Annotated in this window: 33 protein-coding genes; 19 read left to right on the forward strand and 14 right to left on the reverse strand. The window is 50.7% G+C overall.

What is annotated here, in order from left to right; all coding sequences use genetic code 11:
* The first annotated feature begins 4 nt into the window (after window positions 1-4).
* The 8 genes from FO440_RS09520 (at window position 5) to FO440_RS09555 (ending at window position 5,559) form a co-directional block, all read left to right on the forward strand.
* Entirely contained in the window at window positions 5-418 is a 414-nt protein-coding gene (locus FO440_RS09520) for a hypothetical protein (protein WP_144247958.1), read from the forward strand.
* 8 nt (window positions 419-426) lie between these two features.
* The gene (locus FO440_RS09525; RefSeq protein ID WP_144247959.1) at window positions 427-1,602 is read left to right on the forward strand and encodes an ArdC family protein; all 1,176 of its coding nucleotides are present in this window, start codon (window positions 427-429) and stop codon (window positions 1,600-1,602) included.
* Window positions 1,595-2,023 carry a M23 family metallopeptidase gene (locus FO440_RS09530; RefSeq protein ID WP_144247960.1) on the forward strand — a complete coding sequence of 143 codons (429 nt, stop codon included), beginning with the start codon at window positions 1,595-1,597 and terminating at the stop codon, window positions 2,021-2,023. Before FO440_RS09525 ends, FO440_RS09530 begins: the two co-directional genes overlap by 8 nt.
* A gap of 14 nt (window positions 2,024-2,037) precedes the next feature.
* Window positions 2,038-3,300 carry a zincin-like metallopeptidase domain-containing protein gene (locus FO440_RS09535; protein ID WP_144247961.1) on the forward strand — a complete coding sequence of 421 codons (1,263 nt, stop codon included), beginning with the start codon at window positions 2,038-2,040 and terminating at the stop codon, window positions 3,298-3,300.
* Window positions 3,301-3,305: 5 nt separating this feature from the next.
* A complete protein-coding gene (locus tag FO440_RS09540; RefSeq protein ID WP_144247962.1) occupies window positions 3,306-4,088 on the forward strand; it encodes a DUF4099 domain-containing protein in 783 nt (260 codons plus the stop codon).
* On the forward strand, window positions 4,088-4,720 hold the full coding sequence (locus tag FO440_RS09545) for a hypothetical protein (protein ID WP_186292609.1): 633 nt from the start codon (window positions 4,088-4,090) through the stop codon (window positions 4,718-4,720). Before FO440_RS09540 ends, FO440_RS09545 begins: the two co-directional genes overlap by 1 nt.
* Before the next feature lie 16 nt (window positions 4,721-4,736).
* Window positions 4,737-5,210 carry a PH domain-containing protein gene (locus FO440_RS09550; RefSeq protein WP_144247964.1) on the forward strand — a complete coding sequence of 158 codons (474 nt, stop codon included), beginning with the start codon at window positions 4,737-4,739 and terminating at the stop codon, window positions 5,208-5,210.
* Window positions 5,211-5,334: 124 nt separating this feature from the next.
* Entirely contained in the window at window positions 5,335-5,559 is a 225-nt protein-coding gene (locus tag FO440_RS09555; protein WP_144247965.1) for a hypothetical protein, read from the forward strand.
* 95 nt (window positions 5,560-5,654) lie between these two features.
* Here FO440_RS09555 and FO440_RS09560 read toward each other — a convergent pair whose 3' ends face one another.
* From FO440_RS09560 to FO440_RS09570, 3 genes are all read right to left on the reverse strand, one after another.
* Window positions 5,655-6,023, reverse strand: a complete 369-nt coding sequence (locus tag FO440_RS09560) for an RNA recognition motif domain-containing protein (RefSeq protein WP_144247966.1) — start codon at window positions 6,021-6,023, stop codon at window positions 5,655-5,657.
* An 80-nt stretch (window positions 6,024-6,103) separates the two neighbouring features.
* Entirely contained in the window at window positions 6,104-6,877 is a 774-nt protein-coding gene (locus FO440_RS09565) for a DNA-formamidopyrimidine glycosylase family protein (RefSeq protein WP_144247967.1), read from the reverse strand.
* A 5-nt stretch (window positions 6,878-6,882) separates the two neighbouring features.
* Window positions 6,883-7,131 (reverse strand): hypothetical protein, encoded by a 249-nt coding sequence (locus FO440_RS09570; RefSeq protein WP_144247968.1) that lies wholly within the window; start codon window positions 7,129-7,131, stop codon window positions 6,883-6,885.
* 20 nt (window positions 7,132-7,151) lie between these two features.
* Here FO440_RS09570 and FO440_RS09575 point away from each other — a divergent pair, with 20 nt between their 5' ends.
* Genes FO440_RS09575 through FO440_RS09585 form a run of 3 tightly spaced genes read left to right on the forward strand, consistent with a single transcriptional unit; the run spans window position 7,152 to window position 9,203 of the window.
* On the forward strand, window positions 7,152-8,054 hold the full coding sequence (locus tag FO440_RS09575; protein WP_144247969.1) for a DUF72 domain-containing protein: 903 nt from the start codon (window positions 7,152-7,154) through the stop codon (window positions 8,052-8,054).
* A gap of 5 nt (window positions 8,055-8,059) precedes the next feature.
* Window positions 8,060-8,314: a hypothetical protein gene (locus FO440_RS09580; protein ID WP_144247970.1), complete on the forward strand. Its 255-nt coding sequence runs from the start codon at window positions 8,060-8,062 to the stop codon at window positions 8,312-8,314.
* A gap of 1 nt (window position 8,315) precedes the next feature.
* Window positions 8,316-9,203, forward strand: coding sequence for an SOS response-associated peptidase (locus FO440_RS09585; RefSeq protein ID WP_144247971.1), 888 nt, complete (start codon window positions 8,316-8,318; stop codon window positions 9,201-9,203).
* A gap of 1 nt (window position 9,204) precedes the next feature.
* Here the strand turns inward: FO440_RS09585 and FO440_RS24820 are convergent, their stop codons facing one another.
* From FO440_RS24820 to FO440_RS09615, 6 genes are all read right to left on the reverse strand, one after another.
* Window positions 9,205-9,819: a cupin domain-containing protein gene (locus FO440_RS24820; RefSeq protein ID WP_246104197.1), complete on the reverse strand. Its 615-nt coding sequence runs from the start codon at window positions 9,817-9,819 to the stop codon at window positions 9,205-9,207.
* 29 nt (window positions 9,820-9,848) lie between these two features.
* Entirely contained in the window at window positions 9,849-11,303 is a 1,455-nt protein-coding gene (locus FO440_RS09595) for a serine hydrolase domain-containing protein (protein ID WP_186292611.1), read from the reverse strand.
* A gap of 237 nt (window positions 11,304-11,540) precedes the next feature.
* Window positions 11,541-14,753 (reverse strand): error-prone DNA polymerase, encoded by a 3,213-nt coding sequence (locus tag FO440_RS09600; RefSeq protein WP_144247973.1) that lies wholly within the window; start codon window positions 14,751-14,753, stop codon window positions 11,541-11,543.
* Window positions 14,750-16,252, reverse strand: a complete 1,503-nt coding sequence (locus tag FO440_RS09605) for a Y-family DNA polymerase (RefSeq protein WP_144247974.1) — start codon at window positions 16,250-16,252, stop codon at window positions 14,750-14,752. Before FO440_RS09605 ends, FO440_RS09600 begins: the two co-directional genes overlap by 4 nt.
* Window positions 16,245-16,976 carry an ImuA family protein gene (locus tag FO440_RS09610; RefSeq protein ID WP_144247975.1) on the reverse strand — a complete coding sequence of 244 codons (732 nt, stop codon included), beginning with the start codon at window positions 16,974-16,976 and terminating at the stop codon, window positions 16,245-16,247. The genes FO440_RS09605 and FO440_RS09610 overlap by 8 nt, the downstream gene beginning before the upstream one ends.
* 12 nt (window positions 16,977-16,988) lie before the next feature.
* Window positions 16,989-17,294: a hypothetical protein gene (locus FO440_RS09615; protein WP_144247976.1), complete on the reverse strand. Its 306-nt coding sequence runs from the start codon at window positions 17,292-17,294 to the stop codon at window positions 16,989-16,991.
* A gap of 90 nt (window positions 17,295-17,384) precedes the next feature.
* On the opposite strand from FO440_RS09615, the gene FO440_RS09620 reads away from it, so the two are divergent.
* From FO440_RS09620 to FO440_RS09630, 3 genes are all read left to right on the forward strand, one after another.
* Window positions 17,385-17,693, forward strand: a complete 309-nt coding sequence (locus FO440_RS09620) for a hypothetical protein (protein ID WP_144247977.1) — start codon at window positions 17,385-17,387, stop codon at window positions 17,691-17,693.
* Entirely contained in the window at window positions 17,653-18,261 is a 609-nt protein-coding gene (locus FO440_RS09625) for an alpha-ketoglutarate-dependent dioxygenase AlkB family protein (protein ID WP_144248244.1), read from the forward strand. The genes FO440_RS09620 and FO440_RS09625 overlap by 41 nt, the downstream gene beginning before the upstream one ends.
* 199 nt (window positions 18,262-18,460) lie before the next feature.
* A complete protein-coding gene (locus FO440_RS09630) occupies window positions 18,461-18,976 on the forward strand; it encodes an ACT domain-containing protein (RefSeq protein ID WP_144247978.1) in 516 nt (171 codons plus the stop codon).
* Here the strand turns inward: FO440_RS09630 and FO440_RS09635 are convergent.
* The 4 genes from FO440_RS09635 to FO440_RS09650 are packed head-to-tail and all read right to left on the reverse strand — an operon-like array spanning window position 18,973 to window position 20,299.
* Window positions 18,973-19,215, reverse strand: coding sequence for a hypothetical protein (locus FO440_RS09635; protein ID WP_144247979.1), 243 nt, complete (start codon window positions 19,213-19,215; stop codon window positions 18,973-18,975). The two genes, FO440_RS09630 and FO440_RS09635, sit on opposite strands and share 4 nt — an antisense overlap.
* Window positions 19,212-19,784 (reverse strand): hypothetical protein, encoded by a 573-nt coding sequence (locus FO440_RS09640; RefSeq protein WP_144247980.1) that lies wholly within the window; start codon window positions 19,782-19,784, stop codon window positions 19,212-19,214. The genes FO440_RS09635 and FO440_RS09640 overlap by 4 nt, the downstream gene beginning before the upstream one ends.
* Window positions 19,774-20,004: a hypothetical protein gene (locus tag FO440_RS09645; RefSeq protein WP_144247981.1), complete on the reverse strand. Its 231-nt coding sequence runs from the start codon at window positions 20,002-20,004 to the stop codon at window positions 19,774-19,776. The genes FO440_RS09640 and FO440_RS09645 overlap by 11 nt, the downstream gene beginning before the upstream one ends.
* Before the next feature lie 43 nt (window positions 20,005-20,047).
* Window positions 20,048-20,299, reverse strand: a complete 252-nt coding sequence (locus FO440_RS09650; RefSeq protein ID WP_144247982.1) for a DUF3253 domain-containing protein — start codon at window positions 20,297-20,299, stop codon at window positions 20,048-20,050.
* Window positions 20,300-20,348: 49 nt separating this feature from the next.
* Here FO440_RS09650 and FO440_RS09655 point away from each other — a divergent pair, with 49 nt between their 5' ends.
* From FO440_RS09655 to xth, 5 genes are read left to right on the forward strand one after another with little or no spacing between them, the layout of a single operon-like run.
* Window positions 20,349-20,621: a hypothetical protein gene (locus tag FO440_RS09655; protein ID WP_144247983.1), complete on the forward strand. Its 273-nt coding sequence runs from the start codon at window positions 20,349-20,351 to the stop codon at window positions 20,619-20,621.
* Entirely contained in the window at window positions 20,618-21,388 is a 771-nt protein-coding gene (gene ku, locus FO440_RS09660; RefSeq protein ID WP_144247984.1) for a non-homologous end joining protein Ku, read from the forward strand. Before FO440_RS09655 ends, ku begins: the two co-directional genes overlap by 4 nt.
* A 1-nt stretch (window position 21,389) precedes the next feature.
* Window positions 21,390-21,728, forward strand: coding sequence for a hypothetical protein (locus tag FO440_RS09665; RefSeq protein ID WP_144247985.1), 339 nt, complete (start codon window positions 21,390-21,392; stop codon window positions 21,726-21,728).
* 15 nt (window positions 21,729-21,743) lie between these two features.
* Window positions 21,744-21,983, forward strand: a complete 240-nt coding sequence (locus FO440_RS09670) for a hypothetical protein (RefSeq protein WP_144247986.1) — start codon at window positions 21,744-21,746, stop codon at window positions 21,981-21,983.
* Between the two features lie 2 nt (window positions 21,984-21,985).
* Window positions 21,986-22,762 (forward strand): exodeoxyribonuclease III, encoded by a 777-nt coding sequence (xth, locus tag FO440_RS09675; protein ID WP_144247987.1) that lies wholly within the window; start codon window positions 21,986-21,988, stop codon window positions 22,760-22,762.
* Window positions 22,763-22,901: 139 nt separating this feature from the next.
* Here the strand turns inward: xth and FO440_RS09680 are convergent, their stop codons facing one another.
* On the reverse strand, window positions 22,902-23,303 hold the full coding sequence (locus tag FO440_RS09680) for a hypothetical protein (RefSeq protein ID WP_144247988.1): 402 nt from the start codon (window positions 23,301-23,303) through the stop codon (window positions 22,902-22,904).
* Window position 23,304 lies beyond the last annotated feature (1 nt).

Below are 23,304 nucleotides of genomic sequence, written 5' to 3' on the forward strand. Positions count from 1 at the left end.
GCTTATGAAGCCAACGGATGAACTCACCGGGACATCGGTATTGGTGCACCCTGAATTAACTGACGACCCGGCGCAAAAGCAGGGACAGGTCGGAATGATCACCGGCGCGGATCTGGAAACGGATGATGTCTATGTCAGCTTTGGCAGGGGCGAAAATGCGCGTTACAGCACCAATGCGCTGTTAGTGTTTAAGCCTGCCGATAAGATTTATGAACTACTGATGAACGATGCCCGACAGGCAAACTACGATGACTTTAAGGCGCTGTTCCAGGTGAATTTGATGCAGCAGCATGGCTTAACGCCCCTGGTTCGCAAGGCAATGGAATTTGTGAAGGACAACAAAATCGTGCGGGAGTTCGCCATGGATACCATAGAGAGCCAGCTGAAACTGGAACAGAACCGCGGTTATGAATACTAACAGCTACGATGAGCAAGAACTTTAAAACATTACAGGAGCAGGTTGCCGAAAAGCTGATCACGGCCTTGCAGGATGGTACTTCGCCCTTTCAAAAACCCTGGACGGACGACAACTCTTCCGGCTACCAGACACCCTTCAACCCGACAACCGGTGCCAAATACCGCGGAATGAATGCGCTTTGGCTGGCCATGCAGGCACACCAGGATCCGCGCTGGCTAACCTTTAAACAGGCCGCTGCCAACAAATGGTCGGTCGCAAAAGGCTCACGCGCGACCTTGATCACCTATGTAAAAAAATATGACCTGCGGCCATTGCTGGATGAAAAAGGCAAGCCAGTATTGGATGCTGACGGCAAACCCAGAAAAGTGCAGGTAAAGCTCGACAAACCCATGTTCATCAATGCGCTGGTATTTAACGGCGAACAGATCAATGGAATTCTACCCTGGCAGCAAGATTTAAATGAAGAAAAAGCAGGACATGCCTGGCCGGCTATTGAGCGGGCCGAACATATCGTCCGTGCCAGCGCTGCAACGATCCGGCACGGCGGCAACGAAGCTTATTATGCGCCGTCTGCTGACCGCATCCAAATGCCGAAGCAACACCAATTTGATTCCGCCGCAAAATACTACGCCACACTACTGCATGAGCTGGGCCATTGGAGCGGGCATGAAACCCGGCTCAACCGGGACCTGACGAACAGGTACGGCACGCCCGGCTATGCAAGGGAAGAACTGCGCGCCGAGATCGCCTCACTGATGATCGGCAGCGAACTGAATATCGGGCACAACTTCGGACAGCATGCCGCGTACGTCGCCTCCTGGATCAAAATCTTAAAGGATGACCCCGGTGAGCTTTTCAAGGCTTCGGCCGACGCACAGCGGATCACGGATTTTATCATGGAGTTTGAACGAAAACAGGAATTGTCTGTAGAGGCTTCAAAAACTACAGTTGGCCGTTTAGTGGATGGTGACAGCATCACCTATAAAGACACCACCTACCTGGTATCGGGCGGGGCGGCGAAAAACACCTGTTATGTTCAAGACAGTTCAGGTGCCAAAACAAAATTAAATGTCCGGGACGGCTTATATCAGTCGCTGTTAAATGCCAGGGATAACGTGCCGGAACAGGAAACCCAAATCGAAGTAGTGGCAGACCCGCAATTCGAAGCACGAGGCTATGAATAGGGTTATATGGCTGGCAGTTTGCTGTCTGCCGCTGCATCATTTAACCTTAACTTCCGGGTACGGTTACCGCCTGCACCCGGTAACAGGCAAAATACGTTATCACGACGGTATCGACCTCCGCGCACATCGCGATACGATTTTCGCTGTTATGCCTGGTCGGATCGCTGCTGTAGAATATGATCACCTAACAGGCGTCCACATCAGGCTGCGTTCCGGCGAGTTCGCTTTCCTTTATGGACACCTTTCGCAGGTTTTTGTATTGCCGGGCGATTCCGTAGAAGCGGCTACGCCTTTGGGTCTTACCGGTTCATCCGGCCGCGTGACCGGTGAGCATTTACATTTCAGTGTTTCTTTCAGACAGGTTCCTGTCAACCCGCTGCTTTTTCTGCGTGGCTTAATGAACAATCAATTAACAAATTAAATAAGGAAAAAACCATGAGTACACCTTTTAAACCCCTGTCCGAACAGATCACCAATAAGATGATCGCGGACCTGAAAGCCGGAACTTCTATCTTTCAACGGCCAAACAACAGTTTGAATTCGGCTTTGCCGTTTAACCTCGAAAGCGGGCACCGCTATGCCGGGCCATCGGCCCTGATCCTGTTGATGCAGAAGCGGGACGACCCGCGCTGGGGAACTTCGAACCAGGCCAACCGCAATCATACGGCGGTGGTTAGAGGCGCGACCGGTACACTGATCCAGTTCATGTCCAACTATGAATACCAGAAAATGGTGGACGGTGCGGGCGAGCCGGTATTGAAAGAGAACGGTAAGCAACGCACAGAACGGGTAAAGCTCGACGAACCCAAGCAGGTTGACGCCTGGCTGTTCAACGGTGAACAGATGCGGAATATCCCAAAATGGGAAAAAGAACCCTATATCCTTTCGCCCGCCGAACGCGCGCAGCTGATCCTCGATAACAGCAAGGTCCTGATCGAACATGGTGGCGACGATATGTTCTACGACCGCCAGCTGGATGCGATCATTATCCCCGAACAGGAACAGTTTGCCAGCCCCGAACAATATTATGCCGAAGCCCTGCACCAGCTGGCGCACCGGGTGAACGCCCAGGAAGCACTTGACCGTCCGCAGATCGGCAACGATCCGGGCGGTATGGTCAGCGAGGAGCTGCGCACCAACCTGGCTTCCTTGCTGATGAGCAAGGAACTCAATTTGCCGTATGACCTGAACGACCATGTGGGCTATGTGCAAAGCTGGTCGCTGCTGATGAAGCAGGACCCTGCGGAATTGTTTAAGGCGGCATCCGATGCGCAGCAGATCGTTGACAAGATTTTGGGCTACGAGCAGCAAATCGAGGAAAAGCAGGAAACCGAACAGGATGAGCAGGTTGAGCAAGGGCAAGCCAATGAAGCCGGGAAAGTCGCCGACAGCAAGATCGATACGCCAAAGGTTGACCCAACCAAACTGTACGAGGGCGAAGTGATTCCGCATAACGGTACCGAGTTCAAGGTGATCAAGGCACAGAAAAACAATGTGTACCAAATGCAGGACTTGGGCAGCGAGCGCAAGTTTAAAATGAGTTCAAAGGATGAACTGTTTGGCTTGTTGCTCGAAGCGCGTAACAACTCGCAGGAAGTAGGTATAGGCCGGGGTGCTGCTGCTGCTGAAGAAGCAGCTTACCATGAAACTGAGGCAGTGGAACAATACCTGGATGAACAGTTCCAGATAGAAAGGTAATCGTTATGCTGAGACAACAATTTAAACGGGAGGAACTCCCGATGGAGCAACTCCAGCAATTAGGGCTGGCAGACTGGAATGTTTTGCATATAGATGATGATGACCTGACCGCTTTGCTGGCCGGGCGGCGCACCGATATGCTGCGTTTAGAAAACCTGGAACAGCAGGGTTTGCATATCCCGGCTTTGGATGCCAAATTATCTTTGCGGCGTAATGACGATGGTAAAGTAGAATTATTGGCACACCCGATCTATAAGTTTGCCGAAGGTCCGGAGTACCTGACCGATACGGAAAAAGAAGCTCTGGAAAAAGGTGAAGCGGTGAACGTGCTTAAAACCCTAACCGATGGTGAGGGCGATAAGCGGGAGGTGCTGGTCGAATTTGACAAAGAAACCAATGAGTTTATTGAGGTTGATACCGGCAAGATCTTCCCGCCCGAGGAAATTAACGGCGTCCCGCTGACGAAGGAACAAAAGAAGAATTACCGTAAAGGCAAGGAAGTGGAAACCGAAGATGGTACGACCATTCAGTATTCGGCGCAAGATAAGCATGCGATACGTGCCAATAAGCTGGCGCTCATCGCCTCGGTATTGATCGATGGCGGTGTCTCTTATGTGCTATTCAAAGGATTGAATGCCTTATTCAACAAAAAGCAGGAAGCTGCGCCGGGCAAAAACTTTCAGCAGGCTTTGGAGAAAATGCGGGCGGCAGAAGCCAGACAGGCAGCGCCTGCTGTTAAGGCAGAACCGGGTGAGGACGAGGAACAGGCCGAAACGATCAGCCGCTGATGCATCCTTATATGACCCGTTTAGGTATCAAGCCGGAGGTGCAGCGATTCGTCCGGCCTTTTTATAGCATTGATGCTATCGGTAACCTCTTATTTGCTTATGGCGAAGACCGGGAACATTTTGGTTTTGCTTTTCATAAGGTGCCGGTAACGGACGGGCTTTGGCTGGCGGGTAATGTAGTTTTTTCGCAGGTCTGCCTCGTCATTCTGTCCGCTTCGGCGCTCGATGCCGTTTCCTGGCTGAATAAAAACCTGCCTGCCTTTCCACAAACCGGGAATTTATTGTTGGTGAGTCTGGGGGCCGGGATCAGCGAGGCGCAGGTCTTATGGATCAGGAAGCATCTGGCGGGCAAGCAATACTGCTTGTCGTTTGGTAATGACCTGCTGGGGCGTATGGCTGACCTGAAGCTGGCAGCTGCCCTGAGAGGCTGGCCTTTGTCGGTGTTCCTGACTGAAAAAGAAATGGTCATGGTGGATTTCCGTTCCCGGCATTTTGTTTTCAGCCAGGAAAACCTGAGCCTGTCCGCTTTTGAAAAAGCGGCCGGGATGCGCTTTGGTGTGGCTACGGACAAACCGAAAGTGTATACTACTTTTTTTGAGGAGCTAAAGGCGGACGCCGGGCTGATGCTTTAATTAATCTTTAAATTTTATGGAATCTGTTATAATCGATGGGCCGCAGGTGATCACGATCCGGCCTGCGCGTGTTTTTGCCTTCGTGCATGTAATTACGTTCATGCTCTGCAGTCTGGGCTTTTTATTGCTGGCCTGGCGCTTTTGGCCGGGGCTGGTCTGGATCAGTTTATTATCGGCTTTATTCGGTCTGTACCGCTTTTGGTTTATCCGCTGTGTGTGTTATACCATCACGCCGGAGATCATCCGCATCAGGCGGGGGATCTTTTTTAAACGTACCGACCAGGTAGAGCTTTTTCGTGTAAAAGATTACATTTTGACGCAGCCGTTTCTGCTCCAGATCCTGGGGCTGATGAACCTGACTTTGAAAAGCACGGACCCCGAAAATCCGGTGATCTGGCTGCGCGGCATACCCGCCTCCGACCTTGTGGATACGCTTCGTGGCTATGTCCAGCAGGCCCGGCTAAACAATAAGATCGTCGAATTGAATTAAACTTTTTGCTTAAAAATGTGTCAAATAACTAATAAATTTAGTATCTTTAAGGTATAAAACACAAGGGCTTTTTGACCAATTTGCCCGAGGTTGCTTAGCAAGAGATCCGATCATTTTTACTGTAATGAAAACCTTTGTTTATCTGGTATTTACCTGTTTTATTTCTACTGGTGCCTTTATGGGCGCTTTGTATTCCCAAACGCCGATGTTGTTATACGCCGTTGGTTTCGGCATCTGGGCGCTGTTTATTTGGGGTGTTTTCCGCCGCATCAAAAAGAATGACGAGCGTCGCAGCATGGAGCGCCAGTTTAGTGAATTCATGCGCGCCACGCGCCAGCAGCGCTATTAAGGCATTTTTTGTACTTTTGTAAGATTATAGCGGACACCTCGTTCGCATGTGATAAGGTTTAGGTTTAAAGGGCAAGACAGCGAGTGTCAGGCCCTTTATATTTTTAGCCTCAAGCTTTTACACAGTAACGGCGTGGCAAATTCACCATCGGTTTCCGTTGATCTCACCGTTCTCATCCCTGTAGTCCCGTTCCGTTGCTGAAAATTATTGTACCTTCTCTGCGGCTCCTTTTCTTCCGCCGCTTTCAGCGTGATCCTTCTGCCATGAACTTCCTTTTCGTTCAAAGCCGCAATTGCGGCTTTCGCCTGGTCTTCGACCGGCATCTCGATAAAACCCCATCCCTTTCTTTTACCTGCCTCATCGGTTTTGAGTTTGACCGAAGCCACCTGACCGAATTGGGTCAGCATTTTTTTAAGCTCCGCTTCCTCCAGCTTATGCGGCAGATTAGCGACAAATAGTTTCATAATTGAAGATAATAAAAATAGCCGAAGCTGTAGGCTGCGTTTTTGAAAAGTAGGTCTGTCCAGCTATTCAGGATCAATAATTACTCATAGAGTTCCTGATCTGCCGTATAATAAGTTTTTCGTTTTGCAATTTCCGCCACCAGGATTGCTTCTCCTTTCGGAGTCAGCTTGTGTTTGGGCAGGTGAACTTTTAGAAAATCGCGCTCTTTTTCCGTAATGGTATCCGGGAAATTCTTGCGGATATGTTCTTCGGCCTCGCTTAAGACCTCGGGAATGGCTTTCGCCAATAGCTTCACTTTTCGTTCGGGGATCTTAGCCGCTATGGAAAATGGGGAAAGCTTGACGGCATATAAGATCTCATCTACATAGGCGTTCCCAATACCCTGCACGACCTTGCCTTCTTGCAGCACCGTTTTGATGGGTTTAGCTACTTTTTTCAGCGCGGTTTGCAGGTATCCCTCCGGCAGCGCCATTGCATCGGGAACCGTTGATATTTCCGGGTCGAGGGTCAGGATAACGGCTTTTTGCCAATCCGTGATCGCGAGCCCGGTACCGTCGGTAAAATCCAGCGTAGCGATGGTAAATTTGTTTTCATTTTTACCCTCGTACCAGTGCATTGCTCCGTAGAGCATCAACTGAATGCTCAGCATATGCGATTCACCAAAAACAAAATAGAGTTGTTTGCCAATGCGGTTGATAGCGGTCAAAACCTGTCCTTCCATTGCAGATTTAAAATCAGCTTCCGGGCTTTTCAGCCTCCGGTCGATCAGTATGCTGATATGGCTTAGCTTTTTACCAGCCAGTCCCTTGGCCAGGTTCGTGCAGAAAACATTCAGATCAGGTATTTCAGGCATATGATTTATTTATAATTAATGTCTATTCTAAAACCAATTTCATCAATAATGGCCTGGGGCAGGATCATACCGGCGGTCTGGCTCCATTCCATGTCATCATTATGTGCGAGGGCTGCTTTCCATTCCCCGTCAAAATGCACATCATAAAAGTTTTCCTGCATCACTGCTTCGCAAAAGATCAGCTGGCCCGCATATTCCAGGCCAAATCCGATCACCGGGTGTTGTGCCTCTTCCATGATTACAAAATAAGCCATTAATCTTTTAATTTTACCAAATGGAATTTGGACATATAGAAGATTTAGATACGGTCGATTTTACGCTGCCACCGGATAGTCAAGGTACGATCAGTACGCTCAAATCAGCCGGTACCGGCGAAAAGCTGCAGATCTATGTCGGCGCGTCGAAATGGGGCGAAAAAAGTTGGACCGGCAAGATTTATCCACCGAAAACACCCGATAAAGAGTTCCTGCCGCTTTATTGCCAGAACTTTAATGCGGTTGAATTCGGTGCTACCTTCTATACCAATTATACCGCCGATGACATGAGTCGCTGGATACGGCACGTGGCTGACGCGCCGGATTTCAAGTTCTGTCCAAGAATGCCGCAGCAGATCAGCCATATCCGCAGACTGGTGAACGCCGAGGAAAGGACCGCGCAATTTTACCAGAGCTTGAGCGTTTTCGGCAATCACCTGGGGCCGTTGATCCTACAGCTGGGAGAAAACTTCTCACCGAAGCTTTTTCCCAATCTCCAGAGCTACCTGCCAGGCCTGCCACGTACCATCCCCGTTCATGTTGAAGTGCGTAACAAAAAATGGTTTGTTGAGGGAGAAGACCGGGACAACTATTTTAATTTGCTACGAGAGCTGGGTGTGGGCACGGTGATCTCCGACACCGCCGGTCGCCGCGATGCAGTACATATGGAGCTAACCAGGGACGAAGTACTCATCCGTTTTGTCGGTAATAATTTAGCGCCGTCGGATTATACGCGGATGGATGCCTGGGTGGAACGATTTAAGGACTGGCAAGCACTCGGACTAAAAAAGATCTGGTTCTTTATGCACCAGAATGATGAGCGTTATGTGCCGGAGGCCTGCGATTACCTCATCAAGCGGCTGAATGAAAAACTGGGCACGCAGGTTGCCCGGCCAAAGTTCCTCAACCAAACTTTATTTTAAGAGCTATGCGGGAACTGGAAGCGCCATTTACGATCAGCGATGGAGATGCTGTGATTCAGGTTTCTGAGCATGAATTGAAAGAGATGCGGTTATTTCATCTGGTTTTTCCGGACAAAAGAAAGCCTTTGAACATCACCGTGGCGGAAAGGCGCGGTACGGGTGAAAAGTTCTGGACCTCGGTGCCGGAAGGCAGACAGGATGAGGCCGAACAATTCGGCAGGTTAATTGCTGTTTATATCAGGAGCAAAAGAAAGACATAGCATGTGTTATTATAACGGGCAGAAAGTAACCAGGGCCGAATTTATCAAATTGAAGTCCCTGGAAAGGGCAGTCAGCCGGTACGCCTTCCTGGACAAGGGCGTCATTAGTGGTTTTACCGATACCCAGGTCGCAGTGATCGTCGCCACGCCGGATAGAACTAACTTTGATATCGTACAGATGGAATGGGGCTATATTCCTAATTACCTCCGCAACCGGGAGGAAGTGCTACGGATGCGACAGGGCTATACCGATGAAAAGACGGGGAAATGGGTTGAGGGCCAGCCACAGCTCAATGCCAAAGCGGAGAACCTTTTTGTCAGTGAACGCAGCGGGCGCCGGTCGATGTTCTACGATGCGGCAAAAAACCGCCGTTGCCTGATCCTGTCAACGGGATATTTTGAATGGCGGCATATCTACCGCCGGCATAAAAAAAACGGCAAGCGTTTAAAATCGCAGGATAAATACCCTTATTATGTGAGCCTGCCGGAACATGAATATTTTTTTACGGCGGCGATCTGGAATCCCTGGACGGATCAGGATACGGGAGAAATGGTGAATACTGCCGCCATGGTAACAGCAGTTGGCAACCGCCTGGCGATGTGGGTGCATAATTCCAAAAGAAGGATGCCTGCCATTTTGAACGACCATCTGGCCTGGCGCTGGATATCAGAAGATCTGACTGAGGAAGAAATTCTGGAAATTGCTGCCACCCAATATCCTTACGAAGAAATGGATGCCTGCCCGGTCGCCAGCGATTTCTTAGGCAAGCTCGATCCTAACGAGCCCTTTGCCCATGCGAAGCTGCCGGCCATCGATCTGTCTATCGAACCTACCGACGAACACCAGGTAGAAGTCGCCGAGGTATCGCAGCAAGCTTCTTTGTTTTAGCTCAAACGTTCGTATCGTCAATTTTCACGGTAGTCGTATTCCCGCTTTCGAAAGTCAGGTTGACCACCCGCTCACCCTTAGGGCGCGTTCGGTGAACGACATTGCGTGGGATCGTATAGAGCTGATTGGGCTGCAGCTCTACAGTTTTGTTTTCCAATTCAATGATCAGGACGCCTTCAATCACCAAAAAACATTCGTCTGAATTCGGGTGCAAATGCCAAAAATAAGGTTCCGTCATTACAGCCAGCCGCACCACATGGTCATTCGTTAAAGCGACCGGCAGATTTTTATAGGCTTCGGTGGTTGTGGCTTCTTCAGCCAGGTCAATGACCTTCAGGTTTTCGGTGTGGATCTCCGGGATATCAAATTCGTCATCGATCGGGATCGTAAAATCTGTGTCTTCTTCGTCACCACTCAGCCACACTTCCTTTATATAGCCGCAGAACACATCAAAGTGCATCGTGGCAAAAGCGATCTTTTCCTCCCATTCATCGTCATTACTCATTTCACACTGGTTATAAAAAGAGTTGATGACTATGTCCTGCATGGCTGGCTCAGCTGTATGGACACCCACCTCGTCTAAGTAGTCATGTAATTTTTTTTCGTCTGTGGACATCCGGTAAAGCTAAGCATTCACATTTTAACTCACTGTCCCGATAGCTTTTTTAACTTTTCCTGGCTTTCAACATCATTGGGATTTAAGTGTAGCGCTGTTTTATACGCCTCGATCGCTTTCTCTTTTTGACCGTATTCGGCAAGTGTTTGTGCATGATCTTTGTAAGCGTCTCCGCTTTGAGGAAACAAACGCACGTGCATTTCGCAGGTGGCCAGTGCCTGCGCTTTCAGCCCTGCCCGCCTAAATTCCAGCGAGGCCCGGTCCAGTTCGCTTTCCCGCATCGCGTAGGTTGCGGTGTCGGCAACCCTTTGTAATACGTTTCTATCAGCCTGTTCACGCGGCAAGGTATACAGGTCATGCGCGTATTGAAAAGCCAGTGCAGCATGATAGGCCAGCGGCTTTCCGTTCAGGATAGCCAGTGCATCAAGGTCATGCAATGGGTTGCACTTGACATTATGCAGAACGACGAAGCATTGCTTTTGATCCAGGTTGGATGCAAAGAAACTAATGGTACCGGGATTGGCGCCCGAACCCCAGACGATGCGACCTTGCGAACTGTCTTTAAAGATGAACCAGCCGAGGCCGCAGTAGGTAATATCGAATGGCTGTGCAAACTGCCCATCATTCAGGCGATAAGGGGAACAAGCTTCCTCCCAGGTTGCCGGCCCCAGCAGTTTCCCTGAGCGAAGCGCTTCATCAAATTTCATCAGATCACGCGTCGCGCTGATGATGCCGCCACCACCCGTGATCAGGCCCAGATTATGCGTCCATTCTTTCCAGTCACCCAGGGTGTCGACCCATTGCAGCTTCATCTCGTAATGGTTGTTGTACATATAATTCCGGGTACGGTGCGCTTCATTCTTTTGGAGGAAGGATGTTTGAATGTAACTATGTTCCATTCCGGCGGGTTTAAAAATGTGGTCGCGGGTGTAATCCGCCAGGGTCTGGCCTGATACTTTTTCGACCAGCAGCGCCAGCAGGTGGTAGCCTAAGCTGGAGTAGGACCACTTATCGCCCGGTTTAAAGCCCAGCGCATGATCCTTACTGAAAGGGATCAATGCCGCCAGGTCATCATGTATGCTCCAAACCGTATCCGGGTGCTTCGCGAAGATGGGATTTACTAAAGCCTCAATGTCAGGAAGCCCGGAGGTATGCGACAATAGGTGGCGTAGTGTTATTCCCGGATAAGGAAATGTTGGGAAATAATGCTGGAAGGTCTGGTCAAGATCGACCAGGCCTTTGTCTCTCAATTGCAGGACGGCTGTAGCGGTAAACAATTTAGAAACGGAAGCCAGCTCGAATTGTGAATCGGGGTTGTTGAGTTTGCCGCTTGCCGCATCGCTAAAGCCAAAGGACTTTTGGTACAGGATATGGTTATCCTGCGCAAAGAGGACATTGCCGTTCATTTCATGGTCAGCAGCTAAGGCCCGGTAATACTTATCTAGATTTTGACTGGTCGACTGGGCTGACACGGCGGTGCTCATCAAAAGCAGGGTTGTCAAAACCAGAAAATGATGTTTGCGATTCAACATAGTTGCTTAGGGTTTAAGGATTAATCTTTCTGATTTACAAACCTACGAAACAATTCGTAATTCAATGAAAATACTTAAATGGTTTACTTTAACTACAAGACACTACTGAAAGAAAAGTAGTTACAGGATTTTGAATATTTCGTATGTTATTACACGTGGTAAAAGCGCGTGCCATTAAAAGAGATTTTTTTACTTAAAATTCCTGCTCTTTGGGAAAGGGTTTTTCAAGTCCTCGGCGCTCAGCGTATTTTCGAAATAGGCATCGGCATAAGGGTTGAGCTTTTTGGCCGCGTCTGAGTTTTTAAGGAGGCGCGCTTCCGCTGCCTTATCCTGACTTAGCTGAGCGACCAGTCTGGAATAATCATAACATTTCGTCACGATCAGGTGCGTGCTGCCGCCTTCCTGCTGCACGCGCCCCTCCACGCATAGTACATCGGAATACAGGATCTCCTTGACAAACTTTTTAAAGTTCTGTTTGAACACCACCAAATTGCAGGTGTCTTCCTCATCCTCCAGCGTGATGAAACAAACGCCTTTTGCGGTACCGGGGCGCTGGCAGAACAGCATGATCCCCGCCAGACGCACATAGGTACCGTTCGTTACCTGCTTCACCTGTTTAGTGGTCAGCGCGCGCAGCTTTTGCAACTGCGGGCGCAAAAAGCTCATCGGGTGCGCCTTGATCGACAGGCCGGTTGTAGCATAATCTTGCAACACATGCTCGGAAAGCTGCATGAATGGCAGATGCAATTGTGGCTCAAAGGTGCTGTTCGATTCCTGCCCGGCAAACAGGCCGATGGGCCGGTCTTTTAATGCTTCGGCCTCCCAAAGTGCCTGCCTGCGGTCCAGGCCGATAGAGCGGAAAGCGTCAGCCTTAGCCAGGCGCACAATACCCGCCTGCGACACCCCGGCTTCAGCCAGCTGTTCCATGCTGGTAAATGGCGAAGTTCTGGCGGCAGTTAGAAAATGAACATCTTCTTCCTTCAGACCCTTGACTTGCCTTAATCCCAGGCGCAGCGCGCAGAACTTCCCTTTGGTCTCTTCCAGCGTGTAATCCCATTGCGAATGATTGATGTCCACATGCCGCAACGATACCCCATGCTTATAGGCATCGCTGACCAGCTGGGCGGGCTGGTAAAAACCCATGGGCTGGCTGTTAAGGATCGCAGCAGCAAATACATCCGGGTAATAGCATTTGATCCAGCAGGATACATAGACCAGGTGCGCGAAGCTGATCGCATGACTCTCCGGAAAGCCATAGCTGCCGAAGCCTTCGAGCTGCTTAAAGATCCGCTGCGCAAATTCCAGGCTGTAACCCCGGCTGGTCATACCGTTAATGAGCTTATGCTCGAATTTGGTCACCAGCCCGTTGAACTTAAAGGTGGCCATACTTCGGCGGAGCAGATCAGCTTCTGTCGGCGTAAAACCGGCGGCAACTATAGCCAGTTCCATGGCCTGCTCCTGGAATAGCGGGATACCCAGCGTGCGCTCCAATATGGCTTTGATCTCATCGGACTCATAGGTCACCGCTTCCAGCCCCTGCCGTCTGCGGATATAGGGATGTACCATGTCGCCCTGTATCGGGCCGGGACGCACCAATGCGACCTGGATCGCCAGATCATAAAAATTCTTCGGCCGAAGCTGCGGCGCCATCACCATCTGCGCGCGGCTCTCCACCTGGAAAGTGCCCGCCGTATCCGCCGCCGTCACCATCTCGAACACCTTAGGGTCATCCTGCGGGATATTGGCCAGCGTCAGGTCAAGGCCATGATGCTTTTTAGCCAGGTCAAAAGCTTTGCGGATGGCGGTCAGCATACCCAGCGACAGCAGATCAACCTTCATAAAACCCAGCGCATCGATATCATCCTTGTTCCATTCGATATTTGTCCGGTTGATCATGCGCGCATGAAAGACCGGGCACAGGTCGCTGAGCTTACCCTGCGTAATCACAAAGCCGCCCGTATGTTGCCCTAGCTGCCGCGGGAAACCGATCAGTTGCCCGGTCAGCTGGATCACTTTGCGCAGGTGCCGTTCCTTTGGATTCAGGCCAAGCTTGATGATCGTTTCCTCATCAATGTGATCATCGGCCAGTTCCTCGAAAGCTTTGGATAGCTTTTTAACCGTATCGACCTGCAAACCCATCGCCCGGCCCACATCCTGGATCGCGCCCTTGCTTTGCAGAATGGTCACCGTGGGCAGGATCGCTGCGCGGTCCCGCCCGAAGCGGTTGAATACATATTGCATCACTTCTTCGCGGCGCTCATGCTCGAAGTCCACGTCAATATCCGGTGGTTCGGGCCGGTCATCCGACATAAAGCGGGAAAACAGCAGCCGGTATTTCATTGGGTTCACAGGTGTGATGCCCAGGCAGTAGCACATGGCCGAGTTGGCCGCTGATCCTCTGCCCTGGCAGAGGATCTTTTGTTCACGCGCCCAGGCGACATAATCATGCACCGTCAGGAAATATTTGGCGTGGCCGCGCCGCCTTACAAAGTCCAGCTCGAAATGCAGTTGCTTTTCCAGTTTCGCGGCCAGCTTTTCGCCGAAGAACTCATGCGCACCCTTAAAGGTGATCTCGGCGAGATATTCGTCAGCGGTCATGCCCTCCGGCACCAGCTCATCTGGATACTCATACTGCAAGCTCTTCAGGTCGAAGTTACAGGCGGCAGCGATTTTTTGGGTATTAGCGATGGCTTCGGGATAGCCCTGGAACAGGCGCTCCATCTCTTTCACGTCCTTCAGGTAGCGTTCGGCATTCTGGTGCAAAAGATAGCCGGCGTTAAAAATGTTGCGTTTATGCCGGACACAGGTCAGCACGTCCTGTAACTCCCGCCGGGATGGGTCATGGTAATATACATCATTGGTCGTCACCAGCGGGATACCCAGCTCTGAGAGCAGGAACATTCTCTTGGCATCCCCGTCGGTAAAGGTGCGACTGGCGGCTAGGTACAACTCTTTAAGGTTTTGCCGGTATTCCGCAGCTTCTTTTTTAAAAGTTTCGGGCAGCTCAAAATCTGCCGTGATGCTTTGCGGCGGAATCAGCACGAAAATGCTGCCCTCGCTGTGTTCGTAGACGTCCTTTTTATGGAGAAAGCATTTCTCTTTTTCAGCGCGGAGGTTGCCCAGGGTCAACAGGCCGGAAAGGCGTGAGTAAGCCGCCTGGTCGGTCGGGTAAGCCAGCAGGCTCGGGCCATCCAGCAGGTCCAGCCGCACGGCAGGAATAAATTTGATGCCGCGGTCTTTGGCCACCACGTAAGCCCGCACCACGCCGGCGAAAGTATTCCGGTCGGTGATCGCGATAGCGCTGTAACCCAGGTCAGCTGCCAGGTCAACCAGTTCCTCCGGGTGGCTGCCGCCCAGCCGGAAGCTGAAATTACTGGTGACCTGTAGTTCGGCGTAACTCACGGGAAGTAACCATGGATGAACCAGCGCCGGGTCTGGCCAGGCTGGTCGGCGGCAGTTCCGAACAGCCAGTAGCGCATGCCTTGTTCATCTTCGGCGACATAGTAGTCGCGGTAACCCCCGTCCTCGATCCACCACTCTTCGCCGATGCGCTCCGGGCCGTCCGCGTTAACGATGATGTGCCGCTCATTGCGGTACACAAATTGCCTGGGTGCATAATCCGGCGTAAGCGCCATCGCCTCAATGGGTTCAGGCGGCTCCAGCAATTGCACCGGGCGGATCTTATCCTCCGGCCAGTCGCTTTCGGGCTTTTCGGTCAGGTCTGTCGTATTGCCTGCCACCCGTTCCGGCCAGTGATGTTCCTGCGGCAAGTAGCGGTGGATCTGGTCTTTACCGACCCGCGCGCCCACATTATCCAGCAGCTCGGCTACCTCTTCGCTGTCGGCGGCAGGTTTGCCGTTCCAGAGCAGGTTCTGCTTGTCGCTCGCCGACTCGGTCTTTGGCGCATCCAGGATAAACAGCTCGATACCCAGCCCCGGCGCGACCTGGTCAAACTGCAAAGCAAACAGTTTAAAGATATGATCGGTCCGCTGGCTGGGATGGTTGGTGCCAATGCTCAACTGGCCCGACTTACCATCGATCCGCAGGTAGGTCAATACCGCGCTGCGCAGGCCGAGCCCTTCACCATAAAGGCGCTTGCAAAGCGTATCGATCAGCGCATGCACGGTGGTTTCGATCACCTCGCGCGTACGGATCGGTTCGAGTAATGCGACCCGTTCGCTATAAGGTACCGGTTCTTTCAATGGCAGCAGGAACTCGGCTTCCTGCCCGAGCGCCTGGTACAGGCGCAGCACCATATTGCCGCCGAAGCGTCGCTTCAGCACCGACTTGGGCAAATGGATAAAACTGCCCACCTGGTAAAAACCCAGCTCGCGCAGCTTGGTCAGCAGGTCGAGACTCAGGCGCAGCGAGAAAGGCGGTAGCGGCATCAGCGCATTGCGCTGCCCGCCCGGTGGAACGATCAGGCCGCTTTCGGCGCAGCGCGCAACGGCCCAGGCGCAGCCGATGGTATCGGCCATGCCCGGACGGATGGTATAGCCCAGTGCCTTCAGGCGGCTGACCATATCTTTTAGGAACTCTATCTCGCCACCCTTCAAATGGGTACAGCCCGTGACATCCAGCAGCAAACCGTCTGGCGGGTCGACCATCACCAGCGGCGTATAACGCAGGCACCATTCCGCCAGGCCTTTTAATAACTTGATATTCCGGCCGGCTTTGTTCTCAAACAATTGTATGCCGGGTGCGATCACTCGGACATCCGCGGCGGCCATCCCTGGGCGCACCCCGCAATTCTCAGCATGGTTGTTCATCGCCATGACCATCATGCGCCCGTGATCCGGTTCGGTAAAAGCCACCGGCACGTCGCGGAGCGACTTCAGCCGAATGGCTTCCCGGTCGGTCAGTAAATATTTGAACCATATGGACACAAAGCGCTTAGGCATAGTGGCGCTGCGTATCGGGTTGAACCATCTGTTCCTGCTGCGGATGCAAGAAGCTGTTATTTTTCCATTCCAGTATCCAGGAACCGGGCTGTCCGTTTTTGACTTTCAGTAATTCCACCTGCCAGCGCGGATAACCAACGCCGGGCATGCCCGGACGCAGGCGGCTGCGCAGTGGTTTCACCGTCCAACGGGCGGTGCAAGCCGTAGTGTTCAGTATCTTCGCATCCTTCCGCAAAATAAAGCCGGTCACCCGGCTCTGCTCAATGGCAAGCTGTAAACGGCGGGATTCCATAAAGCTCAATAAGCGCGTCTCGCAGATCACGGCGGCAATACCGCTGCACTTCAGCGCTTCCTCGGTCACCCAAAGCACATCCTTTTCCCGCGCCACATCGATAAAGATGATCCGGTCGGGACTGATCCCAAAACGCTTGAGTGCGGGAGGATAGATCCGGCGCGTATAACTCACCCAGACGCAAACACCGCCCTTTTCCAGCAGGGTTTGCAGCACCCCGGCGATAAAACCGCCGATGGCCGCCGTGAATTCGGGCCTTGTGCTTATAAACTCATGCAGCGCCCCTGTCGGGAAAACCCGGTTGGGAAAGGCCTGCTCAATTGGGCCCAGGCCAAAGAAAGGCTGTTCTTCCGGCGCAAGCGGACGGAAACCCTCCCAGTCCAGCAGGTCACGGCGCAGCTTCTCGATCATCTCTTGTTTGGTCGCGTTCATGGGTTTCTGCATTTAAGGGTTTAGTGGCAATCGTTGCTGTTGCGGTGTCGGCTGGTGCTGCTGCTGATCACGAATCGCTTTAATGATCGCCAGGAGTTCATCAGCACTGAACGCTTGGTCTTCCGCCTGCATCGCCTCGAAGGTAAAGTCCAAGTGTTCCGGATCGCTTTCGATATTCACCGAAATCACCGCCCGCCGGGCATCGCCGCGCACGTCAAAGCGCATTAGTCCGTTCTCATCGGCCAGGTAATCCAGCTGCTCAACCCACAGGCTGACAGGCACATCATTCCATTCTATCTCAATCTCAAAAGGCACCATAACATCTTCAATTTGGGGACTATAAAGTTATGCTAATATTTTTAGCATTTTCCTAAGGTTTTCTACAATTTTTTTTCCACCTTTGTTTTAATGAGAAATAAATTGTTCCCGGAAACGCCTAAATCGGTGAAGATCAGTACCGGTAAATGGGTGCGTATTTTGCCGGATGAAGGCGAAGGTTATGCCCTTTATGATCCCATTGCGGAGCTGGACCTCGGCCGTATCTTGTTTGACACTGCTAACAACTGGATCTATGACGGTGACTTGCTCAGCGTTATCGAACAGGAAGAACTGGCCGGTGCAATTAACGGGCACGAAAAGAAAATGGACGATTTATTGGAAAGATGGAGAGGTGATGATGGAACAGCTATGTTTTTTCCCAGAGGCGGGACAGAGTAAGGGCCTGCCGGTCGATTTTCTGGAATACTTTCCGGGGTTATTCAGTCCCGAAGAAGGCGACCTATTTTTGCAAAAGTTTATCTCAGAGGCACCCTGGAAACAGACCGTTCAAAAAATGTATGATAAAGAGGTGCTGACGCCGCGGTTAACAGCCTGGTATGGCGACCGTGGTACCGATTATTCCCATCCCGGTCGTATCAGTAATCCAACGCCCTGGACGCCGGAACTGCTGGCGATCAAAGCTAAGGTAGAACCTTTAGCGGGTGTCAAATTCAATAGTGTTTTGCTGAACTATTACCGGGACGGAAACGATTCGGTCGCCTGGCATAGTGATAAAGAAAGCATCCTGGGCAAGCACCCGGTTATCGCCTCGGTCAGCTTCGGGCAGGTTCGGAGTTTTGATATCCGCCGCAAGACCGACCACAAGGAACAGTATTCGGTAAGGCTGGAGCATGGCTCCTTCCTCCTGATGAAAAGCGGTTTACAGGAACATTGGGAACACCGGATCGCCAAATCAGCTAAAGCGATGAAGCCGCGCGTTAACTTGACGTTCAGGCAGGTGATTTAATTTTTTATAAATAATTCCTATCTTGCGCCTGATGACCAGCCAAAGAATCAATAGCTTAATCCTTAACGCCATAATTATTATTGTGGTGGCTGTCATTATTATTCCGATTTCTCCGGGAGTGCATTAACGTATCTGTAAATTCAACAATACATATGAGCCTCCCGGAAACCCGGGAGGCTTTTTTTTAACCCAAAAATTCATGAAAAAGCCAGTACCTACTACCAACCAGTTTATTTTCTCCCTGTATGCCGATGATAAGAAGGGATTGATCGGTCAGATCCTGATCTATTTTAACCGCAGCAGCTATGACGTACAAAGCCTGAATGTCGCGCGTACTGATATCAGCGACCTGGTGATGGTGACTTTAGAGGCGGAAGTTCCGGCGCAGGCCATCGGCCCGTTTAGTGAAAAGCTGAAAAAGATCGTGGAGGTGTATGCCGTGACGGTTTACCCGGCTGGCGAAGGCTTGAAGAAAACCGGCTTTTACCGCCTTTCGGCCGCCGCGCTGAACGCGCAGCTTTGGGCGCTGATGGCAAAGTATGGCGCAACGCTGAGTAGTATGGGAGAAAACAGCCTGGTGATCTCCAAGACTGGATCGGATAAGGATTTGGCCGAATTGTTTGCACTGTTGGAAGGGCCGCATTTATTGGGATTTTGCAAAAGCGGGCTGATCGTGGAAGAAAGCCTGGTGCCCTATGAGTCGCTGGTGACTTAGGCCACCTGCCCTAATTTATGGATGGCCTCGTTAAAGGTGCTTTCCAAATGTTGATAGGGCTTTGGGCAAACATCTTCGCCCACGATCTTAAAGAGCCCGTCTTCACCGGCCTGTACGTGGAAGCGGCATTCTTTGCCTTCATGCTGTACGTACACCTGGTATAACTGCAGGCGTACCCGGTTCATGGTATGGAAGCGGAATTTCGCCCCGTCCAGCTCTATTTCAAAATTTACGATCATTGGGCAAAATTAATGACCCGGCGCAGGATTTCTGTTTCGAGCTGAAGGTCGGCCAAATCGCCGCTGGTGACCTCCCATTCAGTTTCCATCAGCTCGATTTCGGCACTGAAGCCTCCATTGATAAAAACCAGGAAGCGGCCCTCATCGGCCATGAGCTGAATATATTTACGTTCATGAAAGCGGTCATAGGTAAACGAAAGCTGGGTATCCGGGTCGTTGCCGGAAAGGAAAACAGGCTGATGATCCTGCAAGATATCCACGACCTGTAAAACTTCGGCTTCACTCAGGCGGTTGCCCAGGTATTTCCATTCAAAAGTGGTCGTCCCTTGAAAATGCAGTTCGCCTAAAAATCCGGGATGGGCGATGCCTTCCAGCGCTACATATTCCAGATAGTTTTCGAGGCGTTGCTCAAAGTCTTCGCCTTCTTCAGCCGGGTACCCCTCATAAATGCGGAAAGCTTGGGTAGCGACATACAGATCGCCTTCCTGCCGGTAGACCGGGAAAATATCGATGGGCTGATGGCTGCCATCATCCCGGGTTATCTGTATGAGCGCGGGGTTATTGAGCATAATGATCTTCGATGCGGTCACATATTTTTTGGAACAGCTGGTTCTCCAACGGGTTTCCCGAAAGCTGTTTCCAAACACTGTCAAAGCTAAGTTCTGCAATCAAAACGCCATCTTTCTCTACTCCAAAAACATGGTCTGCTTGTTCAGTGATCCGGTATGCGTGCTCGACTCCGGATATTGCTTCGCAAAAAGCAAAACTATGCAGTTCTTCGGATTCCATATTGCAAAATAAACAAAGTTTATTGAATACGGTTTGCAAGCGTTCAGGATGTGCAGGTCGAACGACTGATCCTGATCCGAACAGGTCCCTTGATATGATCAGGGTCTACAGGGTTGCCCTTTTGTGTTAGCAAGACTTGCCCGCTTTTATGTAATTCAATAGCAGCGTCTCTGATCTCACCCATGTGTTTGCGCCAGTCATCCGGAAATAAGGCACGGGCAATTTCAGAAGGACATGTGCTCTTGGATGTTCCGCGTTCCCGCGCAGTTTGCAATATGGATTGGGTGATATTCATGGATTTATATTAAGGTTAAACAATGCAGTTGCCAAACGGTTATCTTTTTATGGAAAATTATGCAATAACCGTGGGTAAGGGCAAAGAAGAGCATCATTTCGAGGTAGGCGAATATGCGCACCACGAGGAGGATAAATGTAAATACCGGGTGTATGAGAACGGGAGTTATGTTGCCAGCTTCACGCCGGACAGCCACGACTTTCTGCAGATTTGCCAGAATCCCGGTCAAATTGACGAAGAAGTTCTTCACCTCCTGGCCGAAAAGATCGAGGCGCATCATCCGCATGGCATTAATGATAACATTAGAAAATTGAAATTATGAGAAGTATCTGGACAGGTTCAATCGGCTTCGGCCTGGTGAGCATCCCCATTAAATTATATTCGGCTGTACAGGAAACGCGCTTGGATCTGGATATGCTGGACAGCCGCGATCACGCGCATATCAAATTCCAGCGGGTAAACGAGAACACCAAAAAGGAAGTCCCTTATGACAAGATCGTCAAGGGTTATAAATATGATGATGATTATGTGATCATCGAGGACGCCGATTTTGAGGCCGCCGCCCCGGAAAAAAGCAAAGTGATCGAAATTGAGAACTTTGTGGATCTGGCCGCAGTGAACCCGATGTTTTATGAAAGTTCTTACTATACCGCTCCGGCCACAAAAAAGAACAAAGCTTACGCGCTTTTGCTGGCAGCATTAAAGAAGTCAGGAAAGGCCGGTCTGGCGCGTTTTGTTTTACGAAGCACCGAAAGTATGTGTATCGTTCACCCGGTTGAAAACGACCTGGTGATCACCCGAATCCGTTTTGCCCAGCAGATCCGCGACCAAAGTGACCTGGAACTGGATGAAAAGATAGAAGTAAGCGATAAGGAACTGAAAATGGGATTGGCCCTGATCGACCAGTATACGGAGCCGATGGATCTGGAAAAGTATAAAGACGAATATCATGACGAACTGCTCAAGATCATTGAGCAGAAAGCCAAAGGTAAACGTCCGACCATCAAAAAACTGAAACCGAAAGTGGCTAAGAGTGACGACCTGTATGATCAGTTGATGAACAGTTTAAACGTTAAGAAGGGGGCGTGATATGATGAATCCCGTACAAACCAGTATTCCGCAGGCCGACGGAAGCGACCGCCAGGTGATTATTGAACCGATCCTGGAAAAGCACGACCACGGTTACAGTTCAACCGGCGTTTATATAATTTATAAGGATGCGTTCAGCGATGAGACGCACCTATTTACCGAGCCACCGGAAAGCGACGGCCCGGCAGATGACCTGCCGGACGAGCAGAACCCGGATTACCTCGGTAAATTCGTATTTGATGACGGCAGTCTTAACCATTTCGAAGGGCAAGTATTGAGCCACGCGGAGCAGGCATATCTCGCTGTATTTATTGAAAACTGGCAGGAGCCGGATGTTTAACCTTAAAAAATAATCATGAAAAATCCCTTTGAAAAAGAAAACCATACTACGCTGATCGTAGCTGTTTCCGTTCTTGCTGTAGCCGCCGGAGCAGCAGCATTTTTATTCCTGACCGATAAAGGCGAGGATACCCGCAAGAGCCTAAAAAAGAAAATTAAAAAGATCGCTAAAAATGCCGCCGTCGAAGCAGTGCATAAAAGGACCAAGGTTTCTAAAAAAGCCTTGAAAGGTGTTGCCGACCATGTGGTGAAATAACAGTGAAGATCGCTACTTATAACATCAATGGCATTAATGGCCGTATCGCTAGTTTGCTGCGCTGGCTGGGAGAAGCCCAGCCGGATGTAGTTTGTTTGCAGGAACTCAAATGTGAAGATCACCGCTTCCCGAAAAACGCATTGTTGGAAGTGGGATATCATGCCATCTGGCACGGACAGCAAAGCTGGAACGGCGTAGCGATACTTTCCCGTTACGGCGAGATCCAGGAAACCCGACGTGGGTTGGATGATGACCCAGATGATAAGCATAGCCGTTACATCGAGGCGTTTATAAACGGCGTGGTGATCGGTTGTCTTTACCTGCCTAACGGCAATCCCTGGCCGGGACCAAAGTTTGATTACAAGCTGCGCTGGTTGGAACGCTTACAGGCGCATGCCGATAAATTGTTGTCTTTTGGTTTACCCGTTGCACTTATTGGCGATTACAATGTTATGCCAACCGAACTGGATACTTATAAGCCGGTTAAATATCTAAAGAATGCCTTGTTTCGTCCGGAAAGCCGCGAAGCTTTTAGGAAGCTTATTGATTGCGGCTGGACAGATGCCATCCGCGAACTCTACCCCGATGAGCGGATTTATACCTTTTGGGATTACCTGCGCGATGCCTACGGCCGCGATGCGGGCTTGCGGCTCGATCATTTTTTATTGAATGAAGTGTTGAAGAACCGCTTACTTTCGGCAACTGTAGACAAGGCGGTTCGTGGCTGGGAACATTCCAGTGATCATGCACCGGTTTGGATCGAGTTAAAGGAAAATTAAAATAGCCAGTCAGTAGACGACCGGCTATCTATCGAAAGTTTGACGAACGATCGGGTTATTATTTTAATAACCTTTGGGAATGTAAAAGATTTGCACTAAACGCTTTTGCCCCGTAATGCCCGAATCGTTAAAGCGGTCATTAACCTCCCAATGTATAATAAGCAACGGTCAGGGCCTGCGTTTTTTCGGTGCGGGTGGCGGGGGCGTCACTCAGCCCCATAGGTTTGGTTAGTTTTAATGCGCCAACCCCGGCGGCGGCGCCATAACCTAAGCCACGCAGGATCAAATATTTCTTTTTGCCGGCACCGATCAAACTATAGTAGAAGGCATTGCTTAGGATATCCCCGGCTAAGGTAGCCGCATATAAGGAATTACCTTCAAGCGGCTCGGTGCCGATGGCTTCCAATCCTTTGTTCAGCGCCTCTTCGCCCACCAGGTCGACTCGCGGAGCATCATGGTCAAATTGCTTTACGGTCTCATGTAAAATGTTAAGCGCGATGGCTCCGGCCAGGCCACCGATAATGTTTTTAATAATTTTCATA

The sequence above is a fragment of the Mucilaginibacter corticis genome (genome assembly GCF_007558865.1).
Classification (GTDB): Bacteria; Bacteroidota; Bacteroidia; order Sphingobacteriales; family Sphingobacteriaceae; genus Mucilaginibacter; species Mucilaginibacter corticis.

Coding starts and splice junctions, on each gene's coding strand:
- FO440_RS09520 (WP_144247958.1), top strand. CDS start 5: ATGAAGCCAACGGATGAACTCACCGGGACATCGGTATTGGTGCACCCT.
- FO440_RS09525 (WP_144247959.1), top strand. CDS start 427: ATGAGCAAGAACTTTAAAACATTACAGGAGCAGGTTGCCGAAAAGCTG.
- FO440_RS09530 (WP_144247960.1), top strand. CDS start 1,595: ATGAATAGGGTTATATGGCTGGCAGTTTGCTGTCTGCCGCTGCATCAT.
- FO440_RS09535 (WP_144247961.1), top strand. CDS start 2,038: ATGAGTACACCTTTTAAACCCCTGTCCGAACAGATCACCAATAAGATG.
- FO440_RS09540 (WP_144247962.1), top strand. CDS start 3,306: ATGCTGAGACAACAATTTAAACGGGAGGAACTCCCGATGGAGCAACTC.
- FO440_RS09545 (WP_186292609.1), top strand. CDS start 4,088: ATGCATCCTTATATGACCCGTTTAGGTATCAAGCCGGAGGTGCAGCGA.
- FO440_RS09550 (WP_144247964.1), top strand. CDS start 4,737: ATGGAATCTGTTATAATCGATGGGCCGCAGGTGATCACGATCCGGCCT.
- FO440_RS09555 (WP_144247965.1), top strand. CDS start 5,335: ATGAAAACCTTTGTTTATCTGGTATTTACCTGTTTTATTTCTACTGGT.
- FO440_RS09560 (WP_144247966.1), bottom strand. CDS start 6,023: ATGAAACTATTTGTCGCTAATCTGCCGCATAAGCTGGAGGAAGCGGAG.
- FO440_RS09565 (WP_144247967.1), bottom strand. CDS start 6,877: ATGCCTGAAATACCTGATCTGAATGTTTTCTGCACGAACCTGGCCAAG.
- FO440_RS09570 (WP_144247968.1), bottom strand. CDS start 7,131: ATGGCTTATTTTGTAATCATGGAAGAGGCACAACACCCGGTGATCGGA.
- FO440_RS09575 (WP_144247969.1), top strand. CDS start 7,152: ATGGAATTTGGACATATAGAAGATTTAGATACGGTCGATTTTACGCTG.
- FO440_RS09580 (WP_144247970.1), top strand. CDS start 8,060: ATGCGGGAACTGGAAGCGCCATTTACGATCAGCGATGGAGATGCTGTG.
- FO440_RS09585 (WP_144247971.1), top strand. CDS start 8,316: ATGTGTTATTATAACGGGCAGAAAGTAACCAGGGCCGAATTTATCAAA.
- FO440_RS24820 (WP_246104197.1), bottom strand. CDS start 9,819: ATGTCCACAGACGAAAAAAAATTACATGACTACTTAGACGAGGTGGGT.
- FO440_RS09595 (WP_186292611.1), bottom strand. CDS start 11,303: ATGAGCACCGCCGTGTCAGCCCAGTCGACCAGTCAAAATCTAGATAAG.
- FO440_RS09605 (WP_144247974.1), bottom strand. CDS start 16,252: ATGCCTAAGCGCTTTGTGTCCATATGGTTCAAATATTTACTGACCGAC.
- FO440_RS09610 (WP_144247975.1), bottom strand. CDS start 16,976: ATGAACGCGACCAAACAAGAGATGATCGAGAAGCTGCGCCGTGACCTG.
- FO440_RS09615 (WP_144247976.1), bottom strand. CDS start 17,294: ATGGTGCCTTTTGAGATTGAGATAGAATGGAATGATGTGCCTGTCAGC.
- FO440_RS09620 (WP_144247977.1), top strand. CDS start 17,385: ATGAGAAATAAATTGTTCCCGGAAACGCCTAAATCGGTGAAGATCAGT.
- FO440_RS09625 (WP_144248244.1), top strand. CDS start 17,653: ATGGAACAGCTATGTTTTTTCCCAGAGGCGGGACAGAGTAAGGGCCTG.
- FO440_RS09630 (WP_144247978.1), top strand. CDS start 18,461: ATGAAAAAGCCAGTACCTACTACCAACCAGTTTATTTTCTCCCTGTAT.
- FO440_RS09635 (WP_144247979.1), bottom strand. CDS start 19,215: ATGATCGTAAATTTTGAAATAGAGCTGGACGGGGCGAAATTCCGCTTC.
- FO440_RS09640 (WP_144247980.1), bottom strand. CDS start 19,784: ATGCTCAATAACCCCGCGCTCATACAGATAACCCGGGATGATGGCAGC.
- FO440_RS09645 (WP_144247981.1), bottom strand. CDS start 20,004: ATGGAATCCGAAGAACTGCATAGTTTTGCTTTTTGCGAAGCAATATCC.
- FO440_RS09650 (WP_144247982.1), bottom strand. CDS start 20,299: ATGAATATCACCCAATCCATATTGCAAACTGCGCGGGAACGCGGAACA.
- FO440_RS09655 (WP_144247983.1), top strand. CDS start 20,349: ATGGAAAATTATGCAATAACCGTGGGTAAGGGCAAAGAAGAGCATCAT.
- ku (WP_144247984.1), top strand. CDS start 20,618: ATGAGAAGTATCTGGACAGGTTCAATCGGCTTCGGCCTGGTGAGCATC.
- FO440_RS09665 (WP_144247985.1), top strand. CDS start 21,390: ATGATGAATCCCGTACAAACCAGTATTCCGCAGGCCGACGGAAGCGAC.
- FO440_RS09670 (WP_144247986.1), top strand. CDS start 21,744: ATGAAAAATCCCTTTGAAAAAGAAAACCATACTACGCTGATCGTAGCT.
- FO440_RS09680 (WP_144247988.1), bottom strand. CDS start 23,303: ATGAAAATTATTAAAAACATTATCGGTGGCCTGGCCGGAGCCATCGCG.